This is a genomic window from Streptomyces daghestanicus (assembly GCF_020521275.1).
Lineage (GTDB): Bacteria > Actinomycetota > Actinomycetes > Streptomycetales > Streptomycetaceae > Streptomyces > Streptomyces griseoviridis.
This window is the reverse complement of record NZ_BNDX01000018.1, coordinates 220,280-246,232: the sequence shown is the minus strand read 5'-3', so window position 1 is coordinate 246,232 and position 25,953 is coordinate 220,280. Positions and strand designations below refer to the sequence as shown.

At 72.0% G+C, this 25,953-nt stretch carries 21 protein-coding genes and 6 pseudogenes; 11 read left to right on the top strand and 16 right to left on the bottom strand.

Annotated elements, in window-relative coordinates; all coding sequences use genetic code 11:
* Positions 1–168 precede the first annotated feature (168 nt).
* The gene (locus Sdagh_RS33500) at positions 169–1,431 is read left to right on the top strand and encodes a DMT family transporter (RefSeq protein WP_226536126.1); all 1,263 of its coding nucleotides are present in this window, start codon (positions 169–171) and stop codon (positions 1,429–1,431) included.
* Here the strand turns inward: Sdagh_RS33500 and Sdagh_RS37100 are convergent.
* A pseudogene (locus Sdagh_RS37100) lies at positions 1,401–1,718 on the bottom strand (M23 family metallopeptidase); the annotation flags it as partial. The gene Sdagh_RS33500 and the pseudogene Sdagh_RS37100 sit on opposite strands and share 31 nt — an antisense overlap.
* Before the next feature lie 302 nt (positions 1,719–2,020).
* Positions 2,021–2,693, bottom strand: a pseudogene (locus Sdagh_RS37095) (transglycosylase family protein); the annotation flags it as partial.
* Positions 2,694–2,982: 289 nt separating this feature from the next.
* On the opposite strand from Sdagh_RS37095, the gene gnd reads away from it, so the two are divergent.
* Positions 2,983–4,422 carry an NADP-dependent phosphogluconate dehydrogenase gene (gene gnd, locus Sdagh_RS33490; RefSeq protein WP_189413879.1) on the top strand — a complete coding sequence of 480 codons (1,440 nt, stop codon included), beginning with the start codon at positions 2,983–2,985 and terminating at the stop codon, positions 4,420–4,422.
* Between the two features lie 67 nt (positions 4,423–4,489).
* Here gnd and Sdagh_RS33485 read toward each other — a convergent pair whose 3' ends face one another.
* From Sdagh_RS33485 to panD, 3 genes are all read right to left on the bottom strand, one after another.
* Positions 4,490–4,747 (bottom strand): hypothetical protein, encoded by a 258-nt coding sequence (locus tag Sdagh_RS33485; protein ID WP_189413877.1) that lies wholly within the window; start codon positions 4,745–4,747, stop codon positions 4,490–4,492.
* A gap of 150 nt (positions 4,748–4,897) precedes the next feature.
* Positions 4,898–5,242 carry a GNAT family N-acetyltransferase gene (locus Sdagh_RS33480; protein ID WP_189413875.1) on the bottom strand — a complete coding sequence of 115 codons (345 nt, stop codon included), beginning with the start codon at positions 5,240–5,242 and terminating at the stop codon, positions 4,898–4,900.
* 59 nt (positions 5,243–5,301) lie between these two features.
* Entirely contained in the window at positions 5,302–5,721 is a 420-nt protein-coding gene (panD, locus tag Sdagh_RS33475; protein WP_190010680.1) for an aspartate 1-decarboxylase, read from the bottom strand.
* Between the two features lie 784 nt (positions 5,722–6,505).
* On the opposite strand from panD, the gene Sdagh_RS33470 reads away from it, so the two are divergent.
* The 3 genes from Sdagh_RS33470 to Sdagh_RS33460 all read left to right on the top strand — a co-directional run bounded on the left by Sdagh_RS33470 (position 6,506) and on the right by Sdagh_RS33460 (position 8,803).
* A complete protein-coding gene (locus tag Sdagh_RS33470) occupies positions 6,506–6,694 on the top strand; it encodes a site-specific integrase (protein WP_226536124.1) in 189 nt (62 codons plus the stop codon).
* Complete coding sequence (locus Sdagh_RS33465) at positions 6,691–6,927, top strand: site-specific integrase (RefSeq protein ID WP_226536122.1); 237 nt, start codon at positions 6,691–6,693, stop codon at positions 6,925–6,927. The genes Sdagh_RS33470 and Sdagh_RS33465 overlap by 4 nt, the downstream gene beginning before the upstream one ends.
* A gap of 346 nt (positions 6,928–7,273) precedes the next feature.
* Positions 7,274–8,803: an ABC transporter substrate-binding protein gene (locus Sdagh_RS33460; RefSeq protein WP_190076558.1), complete on the top strand. Its 1,530-nt coding sequence runs from the start codon at positions 7,274–7,276 to the stop codon at positions 8,801–8,803.
* A gap of 67 nt (positions 8,804–8,870) precedes the next feature.
* Here the strand turns inward: Sdagh_RS33460 and Sdagh_RS33455 are convergent.
* The 3 genes and pseudogenes from Sdagh_RS33455 to Sdagh_RS33445 form a co-directional block, all read right to left on the bottom strand.
* Positions 8,871–9,303 (bottom strand): annotated as a pseudogene (locus Sdagh_RS33455) (TetR family transcriptional regulator C-terminal domain-containing protein); the annotation flags it as partial.
* A gap of 3 nt (positions 9,304–9,306) precedes the next feature.
* Positions 9,307–9,483 (bottom strand): annotated as a pseudogene (locus Sdagh_RS33450) (LLM class flavin-dependent oxidoreductase); the annotation flags it as partial.
* A 54-nt stretch (positions 9,484–9,537) separates the two neighbouring features.
* Entirely contained in the window at positions 9,538–10,185 is a 648-nt protein-coding gene (locus Sdagh_RS33445; protein ID WP_190076425.1) for a TetR/AcrR family transcriptional regulator, read from the bottom strand.
* 151 nt (positions 10,186–10,336) lie between these two features.
* Here Sdagh_RS33445 and Sdagh_RS33440 point away from each other — a divergent pair, with 151 nt between their 5' ends.
* The gene (locus Sdagh_RS33440) at positions 10,337–11,095 is read left to right on the top strand and encodes an SDR family NAD(P)-dependent oxidoreductase (protein ID WP_190010682.1); all 759 of its coding nucleotides are present in this window, start codon (positions 10,337–10,339) and stop codon (positions 11,093–11,095) included.
* 90 nt (positions 11,096–11,185) lie between these two features.
* Here Sdagh_RS33440 and Sdagh_RS33435 read toward each other — a convergent pair whose 3' ends face one another.
* The 3 genes from Sdagh_RS33435 to Sdagh_RS33425 all read right to left on the bottom strand — a co-directional run bounded on the left by Sdagh_RS33435 (position 11,186) and on the right by Sdagh_RS33425 (position 14,942).
* Positions 11,186–11,659, bottom strand: coding sequence for a hypothetical protein (locus Sdagh_RS33435; RefSeq protein WP_226536120.1), 474 nt, complete (start codon positions 11,657–11,659; stop codon positions 11,186–11,188).
* A gap of 66 nt (positions 11,660–11,725) precedes the next feature.
* Positions 11,726–12,349 (bottom strand): hypothetical protein, encoded by a 624-nt coding sequence (locus Sdagh_RS33430; RefSeq protein WP_189413867.1) that lies wholly within the window; start codon positions 12,347–12,349, stop codon positions 11,726–11,728.
* An 817-nt stretch (positions 12,350–13,166) separates the two neighbouring features.
* Complete coding sequence (locus tag Sdagh_RS33425; protein ID WP_190076424.1) at positions 13,167–14,942, bottom strand: endo-1,4-beta-xylanase; 1,776 nt, start codon at positions 14,940–14,942, stop codon at positions 13,167–13,169.
* 300 nt (positions 14,943–15,242) lie between these two features.
* Between Sdagh_RS33425 and Sdagh_RS33420 the strand changes: the two are divergent.
* Positions 15,243–15,632: pseudogene (locus tag Sdagh_RS33420) on the top strand (transposase); the annotation flags it as partial.
* A gap of 35 nt (positions 15,633–15,667) precedes the next feature.
* On the opposite strand, the gene Sdagh_RS33415 reads toward Sdagh_RS33420, so the two are convergent.
* Positions 15,668–16,159, bottom strand: coding sequence for a winged helix-turn-helix transcriptional regulator (locus tag Sdagh_RS33415; protein ID WP_189413861.1), 492 nt, complete (start codon positions 16,157–16,159; stop codon positions 15,668–15,670).
* 94 nt (positions 16,160–16,253) lie between these two features.
* Here Sdagh_RS33415 and Sdagh_RS33410 point away from each other — a divergent pair, with 94 nt between their 5' ends.
* Positions 16,254–16,751: a tautomerase family protein gene (locus tag Sdagh_RS33410; protein WP_190076423.1), complete on the top strand. Its 498-nt coding sequence runs from the start codon at positions 16,254–16,256 to the stop codon at positions 16,749–16,751.
* Positions 16,752–17,277: 526 nt separating this feature from the next.
* A pseudogene (locus tag Sdagh_RS33405) lies at positions 17,278–17,435 on the top strand (helix-turn-helix domain-containing protein); the annotation flags it as partial.
* Between the two features lie 168 nt (positions 17,436–17,603).
* Here Sdagh_RS33405 and Sdagh_RS33400 read toward each other — a convergent pair.
* Positions 17,604–18,236 carry a TetR/AcrR family transcriptional regulator gene (locus tag Sdagh_RS33400; RefSeq protein ID WP_190076422.1) on the bottom strand — a complete coding sequence of 211 codons (633 nt, stop codon included), beginning with the start codon at positions 18,234–18,236 and terminating at the stop codon, positions 17,604–17,606.
* Positions 18,237–18,356: 120 nt separating this feature from the next.
* On the opposite strand from Sdagh_RS33400, the gene abc-f reads away from it, so the two are divergent.
* A complete protein-coding gene (gene abc-f, locus Sdagh_RS33395; protein ID WP_189413856.1) occupies positions 18,357–19,976 on the top strand; it encodes a ribosomal protection-like ABC-F family protein in 1,620 nt (539 codons plus the stop codon).
* A 76-nt stretch (positions 19,977–20,052) separates the two neighbouring features.
* Here the strand turns inward: abc-f and Sdagh_RS33390 are convergent, their stop codons facing one another.
* Both Sdagh_RS33390 and hflX read right to left on the bottom strand, forming a co-directional pair.
* Positions 20,053–20,859, bottom strand: coding sequence for an L-proline trans-4-hydroxylase (locus tag Sdagh_RS33390; RefSeq protein WP_189413854.1), 807 nt, complete (start codon positions 20,857–20,859; stop codon positions 20,053–20,055).
* Between the two features lie 423 nt (positions 20,860–21,282).
* The gene (gene hflX / locus Sdagh_RS33385; RefSeq protein WP_189413852.1) at positions 21,283–22,689 is read right to left on the bottom strand and encodes a GTPase HflX; all 1,407 of its coding nucleotides are present in this window, start codon (positions 22,687–22,689) and stop codon (positions 21,283–21,285) included.
* A 377-nt stretch (positions 22,690–23,066) separates the two neighbouring features.
* On the opposite strand from hflX, the gene Sdagh_RS33380 reads away from it, so the two are divergent.
* Positions 23,067–24,233: an AfsR/SARP family transcriptional regulator gene (locus Sdagh_RS33380; protein WP_189413850.1), complete on the top strand. Its 1,167-nt coding sequence runs from the start codon at positions 23,067–23,069 to the stop codon at positions 24,231–24,233.
* A 119-nt stretch (positions 24,234–24,352) separates the two neighbouring features.
* Here the strand turns inward: Sdagh_RS33380 and Sdagh_RS33375 are convergent, their stop codons facing one another.
* On the bottom strand, positions 24,353–25,945 hold the full coding sequence (locus Sdagh_RS33375; RefSeq protein WP_189413848.1) for an MFS transporter: 1,593 nt from the start codon (positions 25,943–25,945) through the stop codon (positions 24,353–24,355).
* Positions 25,946–25,953: the final 8 nt, after the last annotated feature.

The window sequence follows — 25,953 nt, the reverse complement described above, 5'->3', positions numbered from 1 at the left end:
AGGACCGGGGCGCGGCCGTACTCCATCGGCAGTATGACCCGAAGAGTGCTCAGGGCTGACGACGGGAAGGCACGGGCGCGGCAAGGTGTTGGACATGAGAGCCGACCGTTCGCCGCGCCGGGCCGGACCGCCCCGGCCGGGCCGCCGCCTCCCGCGAAGGAGCCGCCGATGAGCGCTCTCGCGTTGTCCGTCCTGCTGTCGCTGGTGTCGGCGGTGGCCTACGCGGCCGGGGCCATCGTCCAGGAGCAGGTCGCGCTGACCTGCCCCGACCGGCCGTACGCGCCGCTGCGCCGGGCCGGCTGGTGGGCGGCGGTGGCGCTGAACGGACTCGGCGCCCTGCTGCACGTGGTCGCCCTCGCCTACGGCCCGCTGAGCCTGGTGCAGCCGCTGGGCGCCCTGACCATCGTCTTCGCCCTGCCCATGGCGGCGCTGTTCGTGGGGCGCCGGGCGGGGGCGACGGCCTGGCGCGGCGCGGTCATGGCGACGGTCGGACTGGCGGGCCTGCTGTCGCTGGTCGGCTCGGCGGACGCCCGGTCCCTGGACACCGCGCAGCGCACGGCGGTCGCGGTGGTGACCGCGGGGGCGGTCGTGACACTGATGGCCGCCGCCCGTGCCGTGCACCGGCATCCGGCGGTGCGCAGCATGCTGCTGGCGACCGCGTCCGGGATCGCCTTCGGCATCTCCTCGGTGTTCACCAAGACGGTCGCGGTCGACTGGACCGGTGGCGTCTTGGCCGGCGACCTGCCGTCCCTGGCCGTGATCGGCGTCCTCGCCACGGCGGGCATGCTGCTGTCCCAGGCGTCCTACCGGGGCGCGGGCCTCGCGGCCCCGCTGGCCACGCTGACGGTGGTGAACCCGGTAGTGGCCGCGGCGGTCGGCATCACGATGTTCGGCGAGACCTTCCGCCACGGCACGCTCGGCACCGTGCTCGCCCTCGGCTGCGGCGTCGTGGCGGCGGGCGGGCTGATCCTGCTGACCACGGAACGGCTGGCGCGGACGGCCGGTCCGGCTCCCGAGGCCGGTACGGGGCCGGGGAGGCACGTGCCGTCCTCCGGGCCGGCCGGCTCCCGGGGGCCGGCCGGGGCCGGGCAGGTGCCGTCGCAGGGGACTCGGTGCGCCGGCGGCCGGGACCCGGATCGGCTGGACCCGCCCGCGCCGTCGGACCCCGCCCCTGAGGACACCGGCGGCGCTCACCCGCACCGCGGCGGCGCGCACGGGGACGAGGCCCTCGCGGAAGAGGGCATACGCGCGGGGGCGGGCGCGCTCACGGAAGACGGTGTCCGCGCGGCGGACGCCGTGCCGTCCGCCGCTTCCGCCGTGCCGTCCGCCGCTTCCGCCGCCCTGGCCGCCGCCTGCGGGTACTTCGCGCCCGCATCCGGCGGTCCGGTGCCGGGCCCGGATCAGATCCTGACGCCGCCGGCCCGCAGATAGGCCACCGGGTCGACGTCCGTGCCGAAGCCCGGCCCCGTCCGCACCTCGAAGTGCAGGTGCGGGCCCGTGCTGTTGCCGGTGGAACCGGACCGGCCGATGCGCTGCCCGGCGCTCACGCCCTGCCCCTCCCGGACGGAGATCGCGGACAGGTGGGCGTACTGGCTGTACCGGCCGTCGGCGTGCCGGACGACCACCTGGTAGCCGAACGACCCGGCCCAGCCGGCGCTGACCACGCGTCCCGCGGCGACCGACTTCACCGACGTGCCGGTGGGCACGGGGAAGTCGACGCCTGTGTGGTACCCCTGCGACCAGGAGGAGCCCGTCTGGTGGTAGGGCGTCCCCGTGGCGGCGTCGACCGGGGCCACCAGGGAGTGCCCGGTGGCCGCCTTGCTCCCGCCGCTGTCGGAGGAGGACTTCTGCGGCTTCTTCGCTTCCTGCTTCTTGGTCTCCTGCTTCTTCGGCCGCTGTTTCTTCGGTTCCTGCTTCTTCGGTTCGGCCGCGGCGGCCTTGCGCTCGGCTCTGTCGGTGCTCCGGCCCGCCGTCTTCTCCGGGCTGCCGCTCCTGCTCCCGGCCTCGGTACCGGAGGTCCGGCCGGTCAGGCTCAGCCGCTGGCCCGGCAGGATGAGGTCGGGGTCGGCGCCGACCTCGTCGCGGTTGGCCTCGTAGAGCCGCTGCCAGCCGCCGTCGACTCGCTTGGCGTCCGCGATGCCGGACAGGGTGTCACCGGAGATCACGGTGTACATCCGGGACCGGCCTGCCCGGGACTGCGGGGTGCTCTGCGGGGTGACGTCGGCGCCGCTGGCGGCCTCGCGGTCCCGCCCGGACCCGCTCTCCCGGACGCTCCCGCCCCTGGCGCCGGACGGATGGATGTCGGGGGTGCCGCCGCCCCGGGTCAGTCCGGCCCGCGTCGAGCAGACCGGCCAGGCGCCGGGTCCCTGCCCGTCCAGGACCTTCTCCGCCACGGCGATCTGCTGGTCCCTGGTCGCCAGGTCCGCGCGCGGCGCGTACCGCGTGCCGCCGTACGCCTCCCAGGTGGACTGGGTGAACTGCAGACCGCCGTAGAAACCGTTGCCGGTGTTGATGTCCCAGTTGCCGGTGGACTCGCAGGCGGCCACCTTCTCCCAGGTCTCCAGATCGGCCGCGTGCACGGGACCGGCGCCGATGAGCGGGAGCGCCATGCCGGCTCCGCCCGCGGTGACGGTCAGGGAGGCGCGGTTGATCCTGTTCGGCTGATACCGGCGGTGCCGGCCGCGTACGGCCATGGGGGTCCCCCTCGACACTGGGTCAGGAGCGGCAAAGGTAAGCACTGCGAACCGGCCATGACAATACGGCCGTCGGTCCGCCGGCGCGCCGGAATGGCGTGGAAGCGGCGCTTGTTGGCCGGATGAGGCAACCGCCCGCCGAACCGCGGGGGGCCTGCCGCGCGTACCGGTGTACGCGCCGCCGTGCACGTGCGGCGGGCGTTCCGGCACGTCAGGATGGGCAGGGCGGCCGCAGGCCGGCGAGCACGACCCGCACCACAGACATCCAGGTCACTAGGAGCCAACGCACATGAGCAGTACAGCGCAGATCGGCGTCACGGGTCTCGCGGTCATGGGCCGCAACCTCGCCCGCAACTTCGCCCGCAACGGCTACACGGTCGCCCTGCACAACCGGACGGCGTCCAGGACCCGCACGCTGGTGGAGGAGTTCGGCGGCGAGGGCGACTTCATCGCCACCGAGACCGCCGAGGATTTCGTGGCGGCGCTGGAACGCCCCCGGCGCCTGGTGATCATGGTCAAGGCCGGTGATCCCACGGACGCGGTGATCCGCGAGTTCGCCCCGCTCCTGGAACCGGGCGACATGATCATCGACGGTGGCAACGCGCACTTCGCGGACACCCGGCGCCGTGAGCGCGAGCTGCGCGAGCAGGGCATCCACTTCGTCGGCATGGGCGTCTCGGGCGGCGAGGAGGGCGCGCTGAACGGGCCCAGCATCATGCCGGGCGGGCCGGTGGAGTCGTACGAGTCGCTGGGGCCGATGCTGGAGAAGATCTCGGCGAAGGCGGCGGACGGCGCGCCCTGTGTGACGCACGTCGGTCCGGACGGCGCCGGCCACTTCGTGAAGATGGTGCACAACGGCATCGAGTACGCCGACATGCAGCTGATCGGCGAGGCGTACCAGCTGCTGCGGGACGTCGCCGGGTACGCCCCGGACCGGATCGCGGAGATCTTCCGCACCTGGAACACCGGCCGCCTCGACTCGTACCTGATCGAGATCACCGCCGAGGTGCTGTCGCACGTGGACGAGGTGACGGGGAAGCCGTTCGTGGACGTGGTGCTGGACCAGGCGGAGCAGAAGGGCACCGGCCGCTGGACGGTCCAGATCGCCCTCGACCTCGGCGTCCCGGTCTCGGGCATCGCCGAGGCGGTCTTCGCCCGCTCGCTCTCCGGTCACGCGGCGCTGCGGGACGCCTCGCGCTCGCTGTCCGGCCCGAAGGCGGCGCCGCTGCCGGAGGCGGAGGCGGCCGCCTTCGCGGACCGGGTGGAGCAGGCGCTGTACGCGTCGAAGATCGTGTCGTACACGCAGGGCTTCCACGAGATCGCCGCGGGCAGCGAGGAGTACGGCTGGGACATCGACCTGGGCGCGGTGTCGGCGATCTGGCGCGGCGGCTGCATCATCCGGGCGGCCTTCCTGGACCGCATCCGCGCCGCGTACGACGCCCGGCCGGACCTGCCGAGCCTGCTGTCGGACGAGACGTTCGCGCGGGAGATCGCCGACGCGCAGGACGACTGGCGCGAGGTGCTGGTCGCGGCGGTCCGGCAGGGTGTGCCGACGCCCGGTTTCGCCGCCGCCCTCGCCTACTACGACGCCCTGCGTGCCGAGCGGCTGCCCGCCGCCCTCACCCAGGGCCAGCGGGACTTCTTCGGGGCGCACACCTACCGGCGCACCGACCGGGACGGCTCGTTCCACACGCTGTGGGGCGGGGACCGGTCGGAGGTGGCCGGCTAGCCGGCCACCCCGGCGCGGGCGGGCCGGCTAGCCGGCCACCCCGGCGCGGGCGCCGTCGCCACGGGCGTCAGCGCAGCGGCGGGCCCGGCTCGGGGTCCGGCACGGGTTCGGGCCCCGGCGGGATCGGGGACGGCGAGGGCTCGGGCGGGCCGGGGTGCGGGCCCGGCGGCTGGGGAGCCGGGCCCGGCGGCACCGGCTGCGGGCCGGGAGCGGGGCCGGGCGGCGGCTCGGGGGGCGGCACCGGGTCCGGGTAGGGCTGCGGGGGCTCGGGGTCCGGGCCCGGCGTCGGGCCCGGTGGGACGGGGTCCGGGTAGGGGTTCGTCATGGCGGATGTCCTCCGGCCGTTGGGTCTGCGTGGGCTCTGGCCTACTCCCCCGCCTACCCGGGGGCCGCGCGGCCACTCACTTCCCCGGGGGAGGCGCGGGACCCGGGCGGCCTCCCGGCGGGGAGGGCGCGCCCGGGTCCCGCCCGCCGGTCAGAACCGTCCGGGGTGCGCCCGCAGCCAGTCCTTCGCCGCGCGCAGCAGGGCCGGGTCGGCGGCCGGGGCCTCGTCGGGGTGGCGCTCGGCCCACTTGACGACGTACGGGCACAGCGGGGCGACGGTGACGCCCTCGCGCCGCGCGGTGGCGTACAGCTCGCGGGCCAGCGAGCCCGCGATGCCCTTGCCCTCGTGGGCCGGCTCGACGATGGTGTGCACCGGGACGAGGGCGTCGCCGGGGCCGTCGAGCACGAAGTACTCGATCCGGCCGACGACCTCGCCGTCCGCCACCGCCTCCAGGCGGCCCGCCGCCCGGTCGTCACGGATCTCGATGTCGCTCACGGCTGCTCCTGTTCCCGGCGTGCCCGGCGTGCCCGCCGGATTCCGCCGTCGTCGCCGCGTCAGGCCGACACGGCCTGCGGGCTGCGCTCCTGGTCCGAGCCCGGTACCGGCTCGGAGGGGTCCGCGCCGAGGGCGACGATGCGGTTGTCGCGGTCCACGTGCACGACCTGCGGCTTCAGCGCCCGCGCCTCGGCGTCGGTGACCTGAGCGTAACTGATGATGATCACCAGGTCGCCGGGGTGGACGAGATGAGCGGCGGCGCCGTTGATCCCCACGACGCCGGAGCCGCGCTCGCCCTCGATGACGTAGGTCTCCAGCCGGGCCCCGTTGGTGATGTCCACGATGTGCACCAGCTCACCGGGCAGCAGATCGGCGGCGTCCAGCAGGTCGGCGTCGATGGTGACCGATCCCACGTAGTGCAGGTCGGCCTGGGTGACGGTGGCGCGGTGGATCTTGGACTTGAACATGGTACGCATCATCGGGGCACTCCCACAAATAGGCTCCCTGCCTGCGTTTTTGCAGGTCAAGGGCTGTTTCCACACCCTACAACGAGTCGCACGCTCGGGTAGCTTTCCCCGAGTTTTCCAGGACTCACGCTGACCACTTGCCGACTTTTCTGGCGCGTCGTCAGACCACGGAGCGCTTCGCCCCCTCTTGCGGACCCCATCGTGACGACGACCCAAGCCTACGCAGCACCCCCGAAGGACGTCCGTGATCACCATCACTCGGATGGTCTGGACGGTAGTCAGGAGCGAAGGCGCCCGACCGGAAGATGGGCCACGCACCCCCACGGGCCAGCTGACCCGGGCCCCTCGTTCCCCTGCCTCAAAGACCTCAAAGGAGGAGGCACCCACAGTCCCAGGAATCTGAGTGGCCGAAGCAGCGGGGCTGCACAGTGGCAGATCGCCGGTTAGCCATACCGGCGATTCTCCTGACCATGGCTGTAGCTCGTCCGATGGCTCTTGACGGTGGCGCAGGGCGGGTGCCAAGGACATTCGGAATTCGGCCAGAGCAGAGCGCGAGCCGCTGCCGCGATCAGACTCAGGCCAGCCTCAAGGAGCCATCTTGGCCGTGGAACCGCAGTAGCACCCTGACCGGACCCGCACCGATATCGATTCGTCGCGCAGGCGCCGTAGCGTTGAGCGCGTACTTACGGACACCTCTGAGGTCGCTGCGATACTTGACATGTCCACGGGCTGAATCTCGCGCCGCGCGGCCTGGGGCTGAAGACGCTGGACCCCTGCCTCGCGGGGTGGCGGAAGCGTGTGGTTCCCGCCTCTGGGGCACCTCGCCGTCCGGTTGATCATCAACGGTGTCGTCGACCGCGCCGTGCAGAACCGGATCGTCGACGAGCACAGCCGCCCAACGGTCAAGAACACGATCGCCGTCCTGGTCCGCGTCATGGAACAGGCCGTCCGGGACGGCATCATCAGCGTGAACCCGGCCGCGTGACCGGCTGGCAGAAGCTCCACAAGCAGGGCGAGGACGGACTCCGTGATCCGCGGGCGCTGGCCCTGACCGACCCAGACGCCCCCGTCCAGCTGGCCGACGTGCTCGTGCTCGTGGCCGCCTCCCACGACCAGTACCGCGGGTGGGGAGACGTCGTCGTCTTCGCCGCGCGCACCGCCGCCCGGATCGGCGAGGTCTCAGGCTGCCGCGTCCAGGACGTCGACACCGACCAGTGAATCCGGAGCGCGCGGCGCCAGACCACACCCGGTGGACCTGGGGCGGGGCCGCACGCCGTACGTGGTGGTCCGGGCACAGCGGCCGTCACATCGGGCAGCGGAACGCCGTTCTTCCGTCCCCGACGTTACCCGGGAGTACATTGCTGCCGTTCGACCGACGAGCAGCTCGATACGCGCGCCGTGCCTCGGGCGGGGCAGCCCCCGCGCGGGCCTCTCATCGAGCCCGGCGCCTCCATGGGCGAGCCGCGACGGACCCGGCGAACACTTCCGTCACCCACAGGACAAGGCACGTGCAGTGATCAGACGCAGAGCGTGGCCGGTCAGGCTCGCCCCCCTCGGACTCGCCATGAGCCTCCTCGCCGGATGCGGGTTCGTGACCGGATCGGCGGACGAGGGCTCGCGCATCGTGGTCGGGATGTCCGACGACGTGCTGGCCACGGACCCCGCCTCCGGCTACGACCCCGGGTCCTGGATGCTGTTCAACAACGTGTTCCAGTCCCTGCTCAGTTTCCCCAAGGGCGGCACCGAACCGCGGCCCGAAGCGGCCGAGCGGTGCGTGTTCACCGACAGCGAGGCCCGGACGTACCGCTGTGTGCTGCGCGAAGGGCTCCGCTTCAGCAACGGGGACGAGGTGACCGCCCAGGACGTCAAGTTCTCCTTCGACCGCGTCCTCGGCATCGACGATCCAGCCGGCCCCGCTGTCATGCTGAACACCCTCGACCGGGTCGAGACGCCCGACGACAGAACCGTGGTCTTCCGCCTCAAGGCCCCCGACGCCACGTTCCCCAGCAAGATAGCTTCCGGAGCCGGGTCCATCGTCAGCCGTGCGGCGTACGAGCATGACCGCCTGCGCGCCGACGGCGGAGCGGTCGGCTCCGGGCCCTACGTCCTGGAGCGGTTCGACGACGACGAGGCGGTCTTCTCGGTGAACCCCCGGTACCGGGGGACCGCCGAGCCGAAGAACTCGGGCGTCGTGCTCCGCTTCTTCCACGGCGACCGGGAAGCCCTCAAGGCGGCTCTGCTCAAGGGCGAGGTGGACATCGCCTACCGGGGACTGACCGCACAGGACATCGCGGACATCGACCGGCAGAACGGCAGCGCGGGCGCCGACGTCGTCGAGGGCAGCAGCGCCGAAGTACAGCACCTGGTGTTCAACCTGGCCGACCCCGTGGCCGGGCAGCTCGCCGTCCGGCAGGCGATCGCCCATCTCGTCGACCGCGAGGAACTCATCAGCAGCGTCTACGAGGACACCACCGTCCCGCTGTACTCCATGGTTCCGGCCGGCATCATCGGGCACACCACCGCCTTCTTCGACCGCTACGGCGCCGTTCCGTCCAAGGAGAAGGCGGCCGCCGTACTGCGCGAAGCCGGGATCACGGACAAGGTCCGGCTGACCCTCTGGTCGACCCCGTCCCGCTATGGCCCGGCCACCGACGAGGAACTGACGGAGATCGCCGCCCAGCTCAATGCCAGCGGCCTGTTCGACGCCGACATGAGATCGGTGGAGTACGAGCAGTATGAGAAGGACATCGAGGACGGCAAGTACGGCGTGTACGTGAAGGGTTGGGTGCCCGACTACCCCGACCCCGACAACTTCACGGCGCCCTTCTTCGGCGACGGCAACGTGCTGGGGAACGGCTACCGGAACAGGGAGATCACCGACAGGCTGCTCCCGCGGACGGCCGAGGACAGCAACCGTCTGAACGCGGAGGCGGACTTCGGCGAGCTGCAGCGGATCGTCGCCGAGGAAGTGCCCGTGCTGCCGCTGTGGCAGGCGAAGCAGTACGCGGTCGTACGGAGGGACGTCCGGGACGGCGTGTTCTACTGCCTCGACCTGTCCACGGTCTTCCGGTTCTGGGAACTGAGCAAGGACTGAGCCGCCGCCGATGCCCAGCCGGTCATCCGAGACCGGCCCTCGGTCCTGCTCGGGGGGCTGCTGCGGATCAGGCGTCCGTGTCGCTCGCGCCGAGGGCCCGCGCGAGGGCGTCGAGGGCCACGTCGACGACGGCGCGCAGCTGGTCCGCGCTCGTGCCGGCTCTGCTCATGACGGCGAGGGACTGGTTCACGGCCGCGAGGTGGGTCGCGAAGGACTCGGCCGTCCCGTCGCGCAGCCGGCCGGCCTCCCGTGCGGTGTGCAGCCGGGTGTGCCGCAGGCCGATCGCCTCCCGTGCGCGCGGCGACTCCCGGGCTCAGCACGGGGTCGCCATGACGGGTCGCCATGACGGTCTGGGCCACCAGGCATCCGTCGGGCAGCCCGGGGTCCGCGATGCGGTCCAGGGTGACGTCGAAGAACGCCCGCACGGCTGCCAGGGGCCGGTCGGCGGCGCGGGAGAGCGCGGCGTCGTACTCGTCCCCGTACCGGGTCGCACAGCGCTCCGGGGCGTCCTCGACCCGCTCGCAGTGCATCGGCGCGCCGGTGCTCACGCAGGGTTGAACCGGCCGCCGGACAGGAGGTCGATCGACCGTCGCCCAGTCCTCCGCGAGCCGCAGCGGACTCTCCCAGCCCAGCGGGGTCACCGCGGTTTCCAGCTCGATGCGGTCGGTGCGCTGGGTGCTCCAGCGGTGTTCCGGGGGGGCATGCCGTCCGCGCCCGCGGCGGCGCCGGAGCCCTCAGGAGTGCTGCGGGTCGGCGGTGCTGCGGCCGTAGCGGGCGAGCATCGTCGTGACCGCCTCGTCGACGGCGTGGTCGACGTCGGCAGGTGCGGGGCTCCAGTCGGCGAGCAGCATCCGCGGCCACAGGACGTAGTTGGCGATCATGCCGAGGAACTGGTTGGTGGCGCTCTCCGCGTCAGGTACCACCGCAGTGCCCGCGGCGTGCTGGGCCTCCAGGTAACGCTGGACGGAGATGAAGTAGGGCAGCTTGCCCAGCTCGAACTGAGCCCGTCCCAGTTCCGGGAAGCGCGGCAGTTCGGCGATGACGATGCGGAAGAGGGCCGCCATCGCGGGCCGGCCGATCAGGTCGGCGTACTGGCGGCCGATCGCGCTCAAGCCGGCGCCCAGGTCACCGGGCTGCGTCGCGGGCGCCGCCGGGTCCGGACCGCCCTTCCAGTACTCGGTGACGATGGCCTCGAAGAGGGCCGCCTTGGTGGGGAACTGCTTGAACAGCGTGGACTTCGAGACGACCGCTTCCTGCGCGATCTTCGCCAGCGAGGTCCCGTCATAGCCCCGTTCCAGGAACAGCTTCGTGGCCGCTGCGGTGATCGCCTCGCGCTTGCGCTGAGCGAGTCGTTGGTGGTGCGCGGAGAGCCCTGCGGTCATGGAACCAGTATGACCCGTGACGAGGCGAGTCACTTGACTCGCCACTGTGCAGATGTTTACGTGGTCAGAGAGGCGAGTCGATCGACTCGCATCCGGTCGGCGGGAGCACTCCCCCGCCTGCGTCGTTCAGTTCCCGCAGGGAGAAGCACTCATGGAGTCAGGCAAGATCGCATTGGTGACCGGCGGCAATCGCGGGCTGGGCCGAGCTACGGCCCAGGCTCTGGCCCGGCACGGGCTGCGCGTCATCGTGACCTACCGCGGCGACGCGCAGGAGGCCGAGGAGACGGTCAAAGCCGCTCAGAACGCCGGCGCCACGGCTGCCGCGCTGCGGCTGGACATCAGCGACGTGGCCTCCTTTCCCGCCTTCGTTTCCCACCTGACCGCGCAACTGGAGCGCTGGGACGCGACCCGGCTGGATGTGCTGGTCAACAATGCCGGGATCGGGCTGTTCGGACCGTTGGAAGCGGTCACGGTCGACGACTTCGACAGGGTGATGGACACCAATGTGCGTGGCACGTTCTTCCTCATCCAGGCGCTTGCGCCCGTGCTGGCCGACGGGGGGCGGATCATCAACGTCTCCTCCTCCCTCAGCCGCCACACCAGTGCCGGCACCTCGGTGTACTCGGCCTCCAAGGCGGCGGTCGAGGTCCTTGGCCGGACCCTGGCCGTGGAGCTGGGGGCGCGCAAGATCCGCGTAAACACCATCGCGCCAGGGCCGACCGCCACCGACTTCAACGGCGGCGCCATGCGGGACGACGCGCAGATGCGCGAGGGCTTGGGCGCGCAGACCGCGCTCGGCCGTGTCGGTGAACCGCAGGAGATCGGCGACGCTATTGCCGCGCTCGCCTCCGAGGACCTGCGATGGGTCACCGCCCAGCGCCTTGAGGTGTCCGGCGGCGCCCTGTTGTAGGGACTTCCGCCCACACCATGTGCCCCGCCCCTTAGTGGCAGAACCGGGGGTGTATCAGACGCGGTCCGCCCCTCGGGCCCGGTGGGCGGTCTAGCGGGCCTCGTCGCCGCCGCTCTCGGCCATCCAGTTCGCGGCGGTCTGCTCGCAGAAGGCGAGCAGACGGCTGAAGACGAACGCGGGAAGCTCGACGGCCAGGTCCATGAGCGAGGCGTTTCGGGTGGGCCGGGGCCGGATGCCGAGCGCCTTGAGTCCGCGCGACAGGCTGACCGGTTCCATCGGGCGACCGGCCCGGGAACCGGGGAACAGCCAGCGGCTCGGGCCGGGTTCGAGGCGAGGGGCCTTGCCGCCCGGGTAGCGCACCAATTCGCGGAGCATCCCGTCCAGCGGCGGCGGGATCTCTGCCGGGTGTGCGCCCAGGCGCAGCCGCGGCGTGGTGCCGTCGTCGAGGACGTCGTCGCGGCTGACTGCGCAGATCCGGGACGGGGGTTGTGCGAACAGCAGCAGGAGCAGTCCGGCCGTGCGGTCGCGGACCGCGACGTCGGGTTCCTTCACGAGCCGGTGCACCAGTCGCCAGCGTGTGTCGGCGGCGATGATGTCGGCGGCGAGCGAGCTGGTGCAGCAGGGGGCCCGTCAGGGCTCGGGTGTGCTGGTTGCGGCTGGTCCAGTGCAAAAGGCCCGGGGCTGCGGGCGCCCGGCCGTACCCGTGGCGAGATAGGCGTCGACGTGGTCCTGCGTGCACGCGGCGAGGTTGCCGCCCTGTTCGGGCAACCATTCCAATAGACGGACGACGGCGCGGATCTCCTGCCGGATCCCGCAGGCTTGCCCAGAGCTGGTGTGCTCAGCCTGTCGGTGCAGGCGGCGCAGCGGCTGCCGGCGTGCCCACCGCTCCACGCTCCGCCGCTCCGCCGCGTCGGGAAGACGGCCCAGCACCTTCGGCAGCCACTGCTCGATCCGGGCGAGATGTTCGTCTCGGACCACCAGGACGCCGTGCGGGACGAGGAGTGCGCGCAGATGGTCGGCCACGTGTCCGTCGGCCACGGCGTCCAGGCTCTGGTGTGTCACCGGGCCCGTCGCGGTCGCCAGCGCCCGGAAGCCAACACGGCGGGCCGGCGTCTTGTGCACCCACCGCGGGACGGTGCGGGCATCGAGCGCGCGGAGCGTGTCGACGACGCCCTGGAGTTCGGGCCGCACCTGACCGTCGAGGCCGGCGAGGACTTCGCGCGGACTCCGGTCGCGCGCGCAGTTCGGGCACATGCTCCGATGGAAGAGGCGGGCGACAACTCCACTGTGTACGCAGGGCTTCTTCGCGCCGGGGTGTTTGGTCCAGCAGGTCCGGCACGACCGTCGCCCGTCAGAAGGAGCGCGGAGATCCGGTAGGTCTTCCCGCAACCGTCGCACGGTGAAGGTGGGGTGCCGCAGGTCGCACACAGGGGTTCCCCGTCCGCGGTGCGGTTGTTGACCCGGCGCAGCCGGCCGCACCGCACACACACATCCTGGTGCCGGGCCTTGGCCGTGCACGGCTGGCAGCGCGGCGTCGCGGTCGATGGCGGCCGGTGCGGCAGCGGCCTGAGCCGGAGGAACGCGCGGAGCTGTTGCGCGCGGAGCCGGCCGGTATCTCCTCCGCCCGGCCCAGCCGGTCCAGCGAGATCACCGCCGCCCGCCACGACGAGATCACCGCGCATCTCCGCGAGGCCGGCCCCGGCGCCCTGGCCGACCTCGGCTTCGCCGGCCTGGACGACCAGCGCGACGACGACCCCGTGATCATCACCGGCCGCGAGGCCACCCGGAACCACCGACTCACCGATGCCGAGAAGGAAGCGAACCGGCTGATCAGCCGCGGACGCGCCGCCGGCGAGCACGGGTCCGCCCACCTCACGTCCTGGCACATCCTGACCGAGGTCCGTATGAACGCCCGTCACGCGACCACCCTCCTGCGGGCCCCGCCTCGTCCTCGCGAACACCGGTCCAGGGGTGACCGGCGATCACCCCGCAGTGACCATGATGCTGACCGGCAGGAGTCCGTCACTCCCGGAGCACACCAGCCCCACCCCCAGCCCCGCGATCTGCGGAATCAGGACGAAACGGTCCCACTGGTCGTTCGCGGTGTTCGCCGTACCTGTCCAGTACCTGAGCGGCGGGCGTCGTCCAGAACGTCACGCAGTGCCCAGTAGGCGGGTTTCACCTCGTACGCCGCGTCCCAGGGAAGAGCGTTTCCTGGACTCGGGGGATAGTGTCGCAGGTCAGCCGTGGAGCCGTACTTGTCGGTGAAACCCCAGGTCGAGAACGAGGTGCAGTTGGGTTCTTCGCCGCAGACTGCGAGTTTCCCCGCCAGCTGGCGGGCCTGGATGTCCTCTTCGTCCTCGTCGACGAGGACGTCCGCCTCCGAGACCCGGGCCTTCAGACCGAGCCCGGCCAAAGCCCTGACCTTGCGTCGGAAGACCTCGGGGTCGGTACGGTCGCCGGCGGCGTATTCGTGGTCCTGGAAACCGACGCCATCGATCGGAACGCCCCGCTCCTTCAACCGGATCAGCAGCGCGTAGAGGGCATCCCAGCGTGGACCGTCCTCCTCCACCCCGTACTCGTTGAGGTACAGCACCGCGTGCGGGTCGGCCTCGCGGGCAGCGTGGAAGGCGATGTCGATGTACTGCTCGCCCATCGCGTCGAACCACAACTGTGGCCGCACGCCCCGGTTGCCGTTGACGTAGTCCTCATCCTCGTCGGACATGGGCTCGTTCACCACGTCCCATTCCGCCACCTTCCCCCGGAAGTGACCCGCTACCGCGCGTATGTGCTCCACCATGACGCGTCTGCGTTGCTCGTCCGCCATCTCGGCACGCATCCATGCGGGCAGTGCTTCGAACCAGACGAGGGTGTGGCCGTGCACCTTCATCCTGTTGGCCTCGGCGAAGTCCACCAAGGTATCGCCTTCCGCGAACGCGAACACGCCGCGTCGAGGCTGGACGAACTGCGGCTTGAAGTCGTTCTCCGGCGTAAGCATGGAGAACTCCTCACCCGCCGTCCTGCGGTAGGCGCTGTCAGTCAGCAAGGGGCCCGCGGCCACGGCGGTTCCCATGCGAATCGGGCGTGGGAGAACCGCCGCCAGATCACGCATCGCGTCGCTGGACCGGGGCACTCGCAGGCCAGGCGCGTCCACGACGGACATCCGGCCCCGTCCCAGTGACCGCGCGTGGAGACCGCTGAGGGTCCAGCCCTTTCCGCGCGCTCCCGCGTCCGCGCCGAACCAGATGCGGCCACTGCCGAAGACGTCCCGCGCGGGAACGGTTCCCACGACCTCGCCGTCGGCCTCCAGCACAAGCCTGTTGGCGCGGACTTCGACAGCGAGGCGGACTTCGAGTCCCAGGCCGCTCCCGAAGGTCCGGGTCATCGCAGGGCTGTCGGAGTCCCCGTCCCAGCGGTCGATCCGGAGCCTCCCGCCGACCACGCCGATGCGCACACCGCGCCGTTCGTAGCGCCATTCGTCGTAGATGACCGGCGTTTCACCGTACAGATGCAGGTAGGCATCCGTGTCATCCGTGCGCCGCAGGCCGGCTTCGATCCGGACATCCCCTCGGAACGCCATGTGGGGACCGCGCAGGTTCACCGGTGGGTTCGGCTGTCCGCCGGTACCGTCCTGGCGTGTGATGCGCCGGTCGAGGGGTGTGACCCGTATCCCTGTGCGCGTAGGCTTCCCGCCGGCGAAGTGAGCCCAGTCCCTGCCGTTCAGGAGGTCCTCCACAGGTCCCCCTGCGGGCGCGGAGGTGCCGGCACGGTCCCCCGAGACACCAGCGACCAAGGCACACACAACCGCGACGACAGCGCTCTTTCGAAACCGCATGAACAGCAGCACTCCGTATCCTCAGCCCGTCTTCCGACGGCATCGCCGCCCTCAGCCACACCGTCGCCGAGCACCGTCCTCCCCAGCCGCGGCAAGAACGGTGCGCAACCGGTCGCGCCGCCCCGCTGTGACTGATCGTCATTGTTTCAGGTGCGAGTGAGGGACCGTCGGCCGAGGACCGTTCGGGAACGACGGCCGGAGAGCGGCCGGTACGGTCGGCGGTGGGCCGGTACGGCCGGCAAGGGGATTGCTTCATCCACCGCAGCTCGTGGGGGTGGGGCTGGTGCGGTCCGGGAGTGACGGGCTCCTGCCGGTCAGCCTCTCCTCGCCGGCGTCTCGGCCGGCAACACCCACGACAGCGAAGGGCTGAAGCCGATGGTGGAGGGTCACCAAACGGGACACGGCCCCCACCGCGGCCGGTACTTCAAGCCCCAGCGCCTGCGCGCGGACGCAGCCTACGACCGAGCCGACCTGCGCAGATGGCTCCGCGGCAAGCGCATCGGCGTCCGCGTCGCCCGCAAAGGCACCGAGTCCGGCGAACGATCAGGACGCCGCTGGGTCGTCGAGCGCACCATGACGTGGCTGTCCGGCTACCGCCGACTCAGCCCCCGCTACGAACGCGATCCCCGCAACCACCCGGCTTTTCTCGGTCTCGCCGCCGCTCTGTGCTGCAACAAGCGACTCATCCGCCTCACCACGTAGGACACGGTCTGAGGACTGCTGTCGATCCCGGGATCTCAGGAGCTTTCCACGAGGCGCGCACCCGGCCCGGGCGTGCGGCAGACGTCTTCCGGGGCAAGGTGGCTGTGCCCCGCAGCGCACTCGAGGACGACCTTGACCGGCTCGTCGCAGGAGCTCCCCTCGTCGACGGGCCGGTGCCGGACGATGACCGACGGGCCCTGCGGGTCGGCGAGGTACGTGTCGCCCCATTCAAGAAGCGCCACGAGGGTGGGCCGCAACGCCCGGCCCTGCTCGGTGAGCTCGTAGGCGAAGCGCTGCCGGTCCCCGGGCTCCTGATAGGGCACGCGGCGCATCACTCCCGCGGTCACCAAGGTCTCGAGCCGAGTCGCCAGCAGATTCCTGGCGATCCCGAGGCGGGAGTGGAACTCTCCGAACCGGCGCGCACCGTCCAGCGCTTCACGGACGATCAGCAGCGACCAGCGCTCCCCCACCACCGAGAGGGCGCGCGCCACCGAGCAGTTCACCGGGTCGATTCGCCGCATCTCCATGGGACGAGTGTACCCGCCTGGGTTTACAAGCTGTACTTAGCCCTCGTAGGCTCCCCCCTGAGTTGAAGAATTAAACTCACTAAGGAGATCGGCCATGCCCATGCTCGACGTGTACATTCCCGACGGCGCGCTCCAGCCGGACGCCGAGGCGACGCTGCTGAACCGCATCACCGAGATCCTCGTCCGCAACGAGGGATTCGACCCCGCCGACCCGGTGAGCCGTTCCGTCTCCTGGCTCTGGCTGCACAGACCGGCCGCCATCTACGTCGGCGGAGAACCCGCGGACGCGCCTCGCTACAAGGTCGTCCCGTCGGTGCCCGAAGGCCAGCTCGACGAGCGGAAGCGCGCGAGCGTCATCGCCGAGGTCACCGAGGCGATCCTCGACGCGGAGCACGGCGCCTGGCCGCGTGACGCCAGCCGGATCTGGGTGTTCCCCACCGAGATCCCCGAGGGCCACTGGGGCGGCTGGGGCCGGATCAGGCCGCTCGCCACGATCCTCGCCCGGCTCACCGGCGGCGACACCGAGCGGGCCCGTACGCTCGCGCGTGAGCGGATCGCTGCCAGCCGAGCCGAGCACGCCCGCCTGCCCTGACGAGCGGCGAACGGCGCGGGGATCGATGCGGCCGGTGACACAGTCGTCGGGAACACTCCGATTCGGGCGACGTCGGCCTCGGCCACGACCGCGCGGAGGCGTTCGTCGGCAGTGTGCTGGTCCCGCCGGATGATGTGGCGGCGGATCATGCTGCCCTGTTCTTTGTGAGTGGTGTGGTCGGTGCCGCCCAGGGTGAAGTGGCGCAGGGCGGTGAACCGGGCCTCGACGCGGTTGAGCCAGGAGCTGTCGGTCGGCGTGCAGGCGAGTCCGACGCTGTTCGCCGCGGCCCAGTCGCCGACGCGGCTGTCCCTCTTCGTGGTCAGGTCCGGGGAGAAGTCGTCGAGCACGAACGCGATGCGGATCCCGGGCGGCTGGAGACCGCGCGGGTGACAGCGGAATTCCAGGAACTCGGTCCGGTGCTTCCTCGACTTGGTGTGGCCGTGGGGTTCTTCCTTGCCCAGGTCGCGGGCGGCGAACAGGTGCCTGACCCCGTTGGCTGATGTCGTCGACCACCCCCTCGGCGACGCGGCACGACCCGCCGCGCTCGGTGCCGGGGCTGCTGTTCGGTGTCGACCGTTCCACCGTCACCGGGCGATCGGAGAGGTGCGCGCGCTTCTGGCGGAGCGGGGGCGCGCGGTTCCCGACCGTCCCGGCCTGCGGCTCCGGACTCTGACGGATGTGTTCTGCCCACGCCGGCCCGTCCGCGTACGCACGAGCGAAAACCCGCACACCCCGGGTGAAGGGAAAAGGACTCTGCCATCCGTCGTTCCCCGGCCGGGGTGCCGGTGGTCGAGCGGGGACGACGTGACGGTCCCCTCGTCCCGCGCCGGTGCCCGCCCCTTCGGGGCGTGCTCAGGTGTCGCCGGGTTCCGGGGCGGTGAACGCGCCGGCGGACGCGGCGAGGACGGCGCTCCTGGCCGCGAGGGCGGCCAGGCCGGGTTCGGCGGGCACGCGCATCAGGACCAGCCGGTGGTAGAGCGGCGCGGTGGCACTGATCAGCAGGGGCCGCGCGCGCGTGCCGGCGGGCACCTCGCCGCGCGCCACGGCTCGCCGTACGACCGGCTCGCAGCGGGCGTACCGGTCCTCCCAGAAACGGCCGAGGGCGCGGGCCGCCTCCTCGGAACGGAAGGACGCCGCGATCAGCGCCATGGTGGCGGGCGGCCGCTCGGTCAGCGCCGCCAGGACCTCGTCGTTCAGGGCCAGCAGATCGCCGAGGAGGGAACCGGTGTCCGGAGGCCGCCACGTGTCGTCGCCCGCGGTGTCGAACACGTCCGCGAGCAGACCGCCGACGTCCCGCCAGCGCCGGTAGACGGTGGTGCGGTGCACGCCCGCACGGGCGGCGACGGTGTCGACGGTCAGGGCGTCGTAGCCGTGCTCGACCAGTTCCGCGCGGACGGCGTCGAGCACCTGCCTGCGGATCCGGCCGGTACGGCCGCCCGGACGGGGTACGACCGAAGATCCGGTTGCTCTCGGGGACGACACCATGTCACCATGTTAATGCAACTGTTGTCGCACTAGTGAGGTCGCCGATGCTCTTCCGAAGCGTTCACCCGGTCCCGCAGCCGATGCCGGCCGCCTCGTTCTCGAATGCTTCGGAGTGCATGTATGTCTACGCAGATCACCGTTTCGGACGTCACCAAGTCCTTTGACGGCCGCCTCGTCCTCGACGCCGTCACCTGTACGTTCGCCGTGGGCGAGCGCACCGGCATCGTCGGCGAGAACGGCTCGGGCAAGACCACACTGCTGCGCCTGCTCGCCGGGCGCGACCGGCCCGACCAGGGCGAGGTCGTCGTCCACGCGGAGGGCGGTGTCGGATACCTCGCGCAGGACGGACACCTGCCCCCCGGTGCCACCGTCCAGGAGATCGTCGACCGGGCCCTCGGCGACCTCCGGGCGATCGAACGGCGGCTGCGCGCCCTGGAGGCCGCCATGGCCGCCGGCGACGAATCGGGGATGAGCGAGTACGGCGAACTGGCGACCGTGTTCGAGCTGCGTGGCGGTTACGAGGCCGATGCCCGCGTCGAGCGCGCCCTGCACGGCCTGGGCCTGGGCCGGCTGGACCGGGACCGCACGGTGGGCGGCCTCTCCGGTGGTGAGCAGGTCCGGCTGCGCCTGGCCGCCCTGCTGGCGGCCTCCCCCGAAGTGCTGCTGCTGGACGAGCCGACCAACCACCTCGACGAGCAGGCCCTCGGCTGGCTGGAGGACCACCTCCGCGGCCGTCGCGGCACCACGGTGGCGGTCTCCCACGACCGGGACTTCCTGGAGCGCGTCGCCACCACCCTGGTGGAGGTGGACGCCGACCGGCACCGCGTCGTCCGGTACGGCAACGGCTACGCCGGCTACCTCGCCGAGAAGGCGGCGGCCCGGCAGCGGTGGGCCCAGGCGCACCAGCGGTGGCAGGCCGACGTGGACCGCTACCGGGAGGCCGCCGCGACCACGGCCCGCCGGGTGGCCCCGGGACGCGCCATCAAGGACGGCAACAAGATGGCTTACGACCGTGCGGCGGGGCGCGTGCAGCAGTCGCTCGCCAGCCGGGTGCGGCAGGCCGAGGAACGGCTGCGCCGCCTCCTGGCGAGCCCCGTCCCGCCGCCGCCGGAGCCGCTGCGCTTCGCTCCCGTGCTGCGGTCCGGCCCGCTGCGGGGCGTCCTGCTCCAGGCCGAGGACGTCGCGGTCACCGGCCGGCTCGCCCCGGTCGGCCTCCAGATGCCGGCGGGGGAACGGCTGCTGGTCACCGGGCCGAACGGAGGCGGCAAGAGCACCCTGCTCCAGGTGCTGGCCGGGGACCTGGCGCCGAGCGAGGGCCGGGTCGTACGCCGCGGCCGGATCGGCCACCTCCCCCAGGAGCCCCGCCCCGGCCGGCCGGGCGACACGGTGCTCGCCGCCTTCGCCCGCGGCAGTTCCACAGAGCCCGCCGAGCACGCCGACCGGCTGCTCGCCCTGGGCCTGTTCGACCGCGACCAGCTCTCGGTACCGGTGGGCCGCCTGTCCACCGGGCAGCGCCAGCGGCTCGCCCTGGCCCGGCTGCTCAGCCGGCCGTGGGACGTCCTGCTCCTGGACGAACCCACCAACCACCTCTCCCCCGCGCTCGTCGAGGAACTGGAGGCCGCGCTGCTCGGCTACGACGGCACCCTCGTCGTCGTCAGCCACGACCGGCGGCTGCGCCGGCGCTGGCAGGGCGCGCGGATGACGCTGGAACCGGCGTCCCTCGCCGCCGTCCGGAGCTGACACCGCACCGCACCGCGCCGCGCGGCGCGTCACGCCGCCCCGGCCCGGCACGATGGTGCCCGGGGCGGCGGCGGTTTCAGAGCCGGTCGGCGTCCACCGGGACCACCGGAGTGCTGTCCCTGCTGACCAGGAACGGCGGCCTGACCGGGTGCGCCGGGGTGTTGGTGACGCGGTTGTAGGTGATGAGCAGCACGCAACGGCGCTGTGCGGAGGTGTTGTTGGAGGAGGAGTGGATGATGCTGGGGTGGAAGGCCACGGCCGTGCCGGCGGGTCCGGTGAGGCGCCGCACCCCGAAGGTGCCCGCCAGCCGGCCGGCGATCTCGTCCGGTACGACGTACTCCAGCTTGGCCGAGACGTGGTGGCGCCAGTCGTGGCTGCGCTCGCGGCCCGGCCGGGCGGTGTCCTCGACGATCCCGGCGTGCTGGCTGCCGGGTATGACTTCGAGCGGACCGTTCTCGTCGGTGACGTCGTCGAGGAAGATGGCGATGTTGACCGCGTCGGGGGCGCCCATCCCGTCCTCGTGGTGCCAGAACGCGAAGTCCTGATGCCACGGCCAGGCGGCGCCCTCGTGCGCCTGCTTCATGTTGACCTTGAACTGGTAGACGTACACCGGGCCGCCGAGGAGCTGTTCGGCGAGGCCGACGAGGGCGGGCAGGCGGACGAGCCGGGCGCAGACCTCGTCGAAGTCGTGGCAGCCGTGCAAGGCCCGTACGGCCGACGACCCTTCTTCGAGGACCACTTCGGGGCGCTGCTCCCGGCTGATCCCCTCGATGCGCTGCCGGAGTTTCCTGACGTCCGGATCGCTGAGCGTGTGGGGCAACGGCAGCCATCCGTCCCGGCCGTAACGCACCTTCGCGTCGAGCAGGGGCGCGGACACAGACATGGTGGGGCCTTTCCTCGGGGGAGAAAGGGGTCCGGGCCGTCCGGGCCGAAACGGTGGAGCGGCCCGGCGGCACATCGGCGCATACCGGAACGGATTCTGGACTGCTCGCGCTCCCTTGTTCGACACAGGGCGACAGGGGCCGGCGCGGCCGCGTTCCGGCGGCCGGGTGCGGGAAAAGGGACGGGGTCCGGCAGCGGTGTACGCACATCGCCGCGGCGGATCTCCCGAACCGGGTTCTGCGCTATCACCGTAGAAGGCGCCCGGTCCCCGCCACAACCGGCGTGGTGCACGGCCGCTCGAAAGCCGCTCAAGGACGGACGGAAAGAGGCGCACCGGGAATTCACCGGACGCCGGGACGGCTTTTCCCGAGCGCACCCGAAGGGGCCGCCCGTCGGAGGACGGACGGCCCCGGACAGGCAGGGGTCAGGACAGGGTCGTATAGGCGGCCAGTTCCGCCGCGAGCCGCGCGTCCACGTTCGCCCTGAGGCGCGTGCCGTTCTCGTCGTGGTCCTCCGTGAGGATCTCGCCCTCTTCGTGGACGCGGGACACCAGGTGGCCCTGGGTGTAGGGGATGAGTACCTCCACCTCGACGTCCGGCTGCGGCAGGGCTTCCTCGACGCGGGCCAGCAGGGCGTCGCAGCCCTGCCCGGTGCGCGCCGAGACCGCGACCGCGCCCGGTTCGGCCTCCAGGAGGCGGCTCAGCACCTCGGGGGGCGCCGCGTCCGCCTTGTTGACGACCACGATCTCCTGGACGCCCGCACCGCCGATCTCCCCGATCACCGCCCGGACCGCTTCGATCTGCGCCTCCGGGTCGGGATGCGTACCGTCCACGACGTGCAGGATGAGATCCGCCTCGGCGACCTCCTCCAGGGTGGACCGGAAGGCGTCCACGAGCTGGTGCGGCAGATGCCGGACGAAACCCACGGTGTCGGCGAGGGTGTAGGTACGGCCGCCGCTGGTCTGGCCGCGGCGCACGGTGGGATCGAGCGTGGCGAACAGCGCGTTCCTGACGTACACGTCCGCGCCGGTCAGGCGGTTGAGCAGCGAGGACTTCCCCGCGTTGGTGTAGCCGGCCAGCGCGACCGAGGGCACCTTGTTGCGCCTGCGCTCCATGCGCTTGACGTCGCGCCCGGTCTTCATCTCGTCGAGTTCGCGGCGGAGTTTGGAGATCTTCTCCCGCAGCCGCCGCCGGTCGGTCTCGATCTTCGTCTCACCGGGGCCGCGGGTGGCCATGCCCCCGCCCGCTCCTCCGCCGCCGCCCATCTGCCGGGACAGCGACTGCCCCCAGCCGCGCAACCGGGGCAGCATGTACTGGAGCTGGGCCAGCTCGACCTGCGCCTTGCCCTCCTTGGAGGTGGCGCGCTGGGCGAAGATGTCCAGGATCAGCGCGGTCCGGTCGACGATCTTCGCCTTGACGACCTCCTCGAGGCGGACCAGCTGGGCCGGGCTCAGCTCACCGTCGCAGACCACGGTGTCCGCCGCCCACTCCTCGACGAGTTCCCGCAGTTCCTGCGCCTTTCCGGAACCGATGAAGGTGGCCGGGTCGGGCTTGTCGCGGCGCTGGATGACACCGTCGAGCACCAGACCGCCCGCCGCCTCCGCGAGGGCCGCCAGCTCGGCCATGGAGCTCTCGGCCTCGGCGAGCGTGCCGGACGTCCAGGCACCCACGAGGACGACGCGCTCGGGCCCCGCCGTCCGCTGCTCCGCGGCGGCGGCCCCCTCCCCCGGCTGCGCGGACAGGCCCCGCACGTGGCGCAGCCCGGTGTCCTGGGACTCGTCGGAGGCGTCGAGCGCGTCGGCGAGGCCGAAGGGGCGTTCGGGAGAGGTCATGCGGTTCCTTCCGGGGGAAGTGCGGCCCGGCACCGGGCCGGGGTCGGACAGGCGTGACCTTCGAGCATGACAGCTCGCGCTGGAGAAGGACTCGACAGTGACTCAAGGGCGTACGGCACCGCATTCCGTCAGGCGGCCCTCCGGCGCCGGTAAACCCTTCTGCCTCATTCCTCAGGCCGTCCTCTAGCCGTTCCTGACCGGCGCCGCGAGGGCCGACCGTCCGCCTTCCGGGTGGCGTTGACATCGCAGGGGCGACTCCGTTTACTCGGCCGGAGGGGAAGCCACTGGACGGCAGTTCGATATCCCTCGGGAAGGCCTGTTCGAGATACCTCACGAAGACCGCTGGAAAACCGTTCTCGTATCTCTTGGAGAAGGCTGTGAAGTTCAGAGTCCTGGGTCCCACCGAGTTGTACGACAACGTCCATCAGCGTCGTGTACCGCTCAACAGCCACAAGCAGCGCACCCTCCTCGGCGCGCTGATCGTGAAATACGGATCGATCGTCTCCACCGAGAAGCTCGGGGAGGAGGTCTGGGGCGAACTCACCCCGAGGTCGGCCAACGCGCTCCAGGCGCAGGTCTACCGCCTGCGCCGGCTCATGGACCGGGTCGACCAGGAGGGCGGCCAGCCGCAGCAGCGGCTGATCACCCGCGACTCCGGCTACGGGCTGCGCGCCGACCCCGAGCAGATCGACAGCGAGCTGTTCATGCAGACCGTGGACCGGGCGCGCAGATGTGCCGACAAGGACCCGGTACTCGCCGAGAAGACCCTGCGGAGCGCGCTGCGGCTGTGGCGCGGGACCGCGCTCCAGGGCAGCCGCGGCCCCATCTGCGCGGCCGGCGCGACGATGCTGGAGGAGTCCCGGTTCAGCGCGCTGGAGCTGCTGTACGACGTGTCACTGCGCGCCCGGATGCATCAGAACGTCATCGCGGAGCTGGAGGAGCTGACCATCAGCCACCCGCTGCGGGAACGTTTCTACGACCAGCTCATGGTGGCGCTCTACCGTTCCGGCCACCAGGCGCAGGCTCTCGGGGTGTACGAACGGGCCCGCCGGCACCTGGCGGACGCCCTGGGCATCAATCCGGTGCCGGCGCTCAGCAAGCGTATGCAGCAGATCCTGTCGCACGCCCCCGAGCTGCTCGATCCGCAGGCGGCCACCGCCACCGAGGGCGGCGGGCCGCAGCGGGTCGCCCTGCGGTCCGTTCCGCAGTCACCGGCTCCGGCCGTGCCACCGGTTCCCCCGGTGCGGCGGCAGCCCGCCGTGCCGCCCCAGCGGCCCGTACGGGCGCCGGGCGGCACGCCGGTGCCCGCCCCGGGCGGCGCGGGCGGCGCGGGCGGTCAGACGGACCCGGCGGCGCTCGGTGGTGAACTGCGCCAGTTGCGTTCACTGGTACAGAAGCTGACGACCCAGCAGCAGGCGCTGGTGTCGACGGTCCGCCATCTGTCGGACCAGTTGGAAGAGGCCCTGAAGGCCGCGGAACCCCCGTCGCCGGTGCCCGCGGCCGTCGGGGCGCAGCGCCGGGCCGCCGTACTGCAGCACGACTGACCCGGGGCGCGTGGCGCGCCGGCGGCCTCCCGCGACGCGCCGTCCGGAAGGCCACTCCCAACCGCTTCTCGCCTCGCCCGTCCGGCCCCGCGTCCGCGGCGTGATCCGGACGTCGGAGCCTAGACCGGGCGGTCGTCCGCGGCGCCGTCCGCCCGGCCGGAACCGGACACGGCCGCTTCGGCCTCCCGCGCCGCGGCCCGCGCGCGGTCGGCGCGGTCGGCGCGCAGCAGCAGCGCGCCGGCGAGCCAGCCGCCGAGGAGGACCGCCGCGGCACCGATGAGCTGACTGACCGTCAGGGAGTCGGCGAAGGAGTCCCGCACCTGGGCGAGCAGCCCGCTGTCGTCACCCGCGGCGGCCACCGCGGCGGGGAAGGACTCGGCGGCGGCTCCGCCGAGACCGCCGGGCAGGTTCTGCGAGAAGGCGGCGACCAGGACCGCGCCGAGGACGCCGACGCCGAGCCCGCTGCCCAGTTCCTGGAGGGTGTTGTTGACGCCCGACCCGGTGCTGGCCCGCTCAGGCGGGATGGAACTCATCAGCGCGTTGGCGACCAGCGGCCCGGAGATGCCCGCGCCGCCGCCGAGCAGCAGCAGCCCGGCCGCGAGGACCAGGTACCCGTCGTCGGGCGCCAGCGCGACCGTGAGCAGACCGGCCGCCGAGCAGGTCACGCCGAGCGCCACGCCCTTGCCGATGCCCAGCTTCTTCACCACCCGGGGGCTGATCAGGATGCTGCTGATCAGGACGCCCACGGCCATCGGGGTGAGCTGGGCACCCGCCTCCAGCGGGGCGTACCCGCGCAGGAACTGCAGATCCTGGGTGAGCAGGAACAGCGAACCGGCCATGCCGAAGGCGCTGAGGATGCCACCGAAGACGGCGCCGCGGAACTTGGGGTTCTTGAACATCGTCATGTCCAGCATCGGGTCCGGCGCCCGCAGCTCCCAGCGGACGAAGACCGTCGCGCCGGCCAGTCCGAGCAGCCCGGCCCCGAGGGTCTCGGGGTCGAGCCAGCCCTGGCCGGGCACGGAGATGACCGCCCACACCAGCGCGACCACCGACACGGTGCACAGCAGGGCGCCGATCAGGTCGGGCCGGGCGTTGGCCGGGTCCTTGGACTCGCGCAGCAGCGCGCCCATGGCGATCAGGCCGACCACCGCGACCGGCACGTTGATCAGGAAGGTGACGCCCCACCAGAAGTGGTCGAGGAGGAACCCGCCGAGCACGGGTCCGAGGGCCATGCCGACGGAGGAGACGGCCGCCCAGATGCCGATGGCCTTCGGGCGTTCCTCGTTGTCGAAGGTGCGCACGAGCACGGCCAGGGTGCCGGGCATCAGGAAGGCCGCGCCGACGCCCATGAGGGCGCGGGCACCGATCAGCACCTCGGGCGAGCCGGCGAACGCGCCGATCGCGGAGCCCACTCCGAAGACCAGCAGGCCGAGCAGCAGCGCCCGTTTGCGGCCGAGCCGGTCGGACAGTCCGCCGGCGGTGATGAGCAGACCGGACAGCACCAGTGTGTAGGCGTTGATCGTCCACTGGATCTGGGCGGTGCTCGCGTCGAGCTGCTCGGTGATGGAGGGGATGGCGACGTTCAGGATCGTGTTGTCCAGCACGATCACGAACAGGGACGAACAGAGGACGGCGAGGATCCACCAGCGGCGGGGGTCGCGCTGGGGAGGTGCCGGCGACAGCGGGGCTGACGCTGACGACTGCTGGGACATGGGTGATC

Coding starts and splice junctions, on each gene's coding strand:
- Sdagh_RS33500 (WP_226536126.1), top strand. CDS start 169: ATGAGCGCTCTCGCGTTGTCCGTCCTGCTGTCGCTGGTGTCGGCGGTG.
- gnd (WP_189413879.1), top strand. CDS start 2,983: ATGAGCAGTACAGCGCAGATCGGCGTCACGGGTCTCGCGGTCATGGGC.
- Sdagh_RS33485 (WP_189413877.1), bottom strand. CDS start 4,747: ATGACGAACCCCTACCCGGACCCCGTCCCACCGGGCCCGACGCCGGGC.
- panD (WP_190010680.1), bottom strand. CDS start 5,721: ATGATGCGTACCATGTTCAAGTCCAAGATCCACCGCGCCACCGTCACC.
- Sdagh_RS33460 (WP_190076558.1), top strand. CDS start 7,274: ATGAGCCTCCTCGCCGGATGCGGGTTCGTGACCGGATCGGCGGACGAG.
- Sdagh_RS33445 (WP_190076425.1), bottom strand. CDS start 10,185: ATGACCGCAGGGCTCTCCGCGCACCACCAACGACTCGCTCAGCGCAAG.
- Sdagh_RS33440 (WP_190010682.1), top strand. CDS start 10,337: ATGGAGTCAGGCAAGATCGCATTGGTGACCGGCGGCAATCGCGGGCTG.
- Sdagh_RS33430 (WP_189413867.1), bottom strand. CDS start 12,349: ATGTGCCCGAACTGCGCGCGCGACCGGAGTCCGCGCGAAGTCCTCGCC.
- Sdagh_RS33415 (WP_189413861.1), bottom strand. CDS start 16,159: ATGGAGATGCGGCGAATCGACCCGGTGAACTGCTCGGTGGCGCGCGCC.
- Sdagh_RS33410 (WP_190076423.1), top strand. CDS start 16,254: ATGCCCATGCTCGACGTGTACATTCCCGACGGCGCGCTCCAGCCGGAC.
- Sdagh_RS33400 (WP_190076422.1), bottom strand. CDS start 18,236: ATGGTGTCGTCCCCGAGAGCAACCGGATCTTCGGTCGTACCCCGTCCG.
- abc-f (WP_189413856.1), top strand. CDS start 18,357: ATGTCTACGCAGATCACCGTTTCGGACGTCACCAAGTCCTTTGACGGC.
- Sdagh_RS33390 (WP_189413854.1), bottom strand. CDS start 20,859: ATGTCTGTGTCCGCGCCCCTGCTCGACGCGAAGGTGCGTTACGGCCGG.
- hflX (WP_189413852.1), bottom strand. CDS start 22,689: ATGACCTCTCCCGAACGCCCCTTCGGCCTCGCCGACGCGCTCGACGCC.
- Sdagh_RS33375 (WP_189413848.1), bottom strand. CDS start 25,945: ATGTCCCAGCAGTCGTCAGCGTCAGCCCCGCTGTCGCCGGCACCTCCC.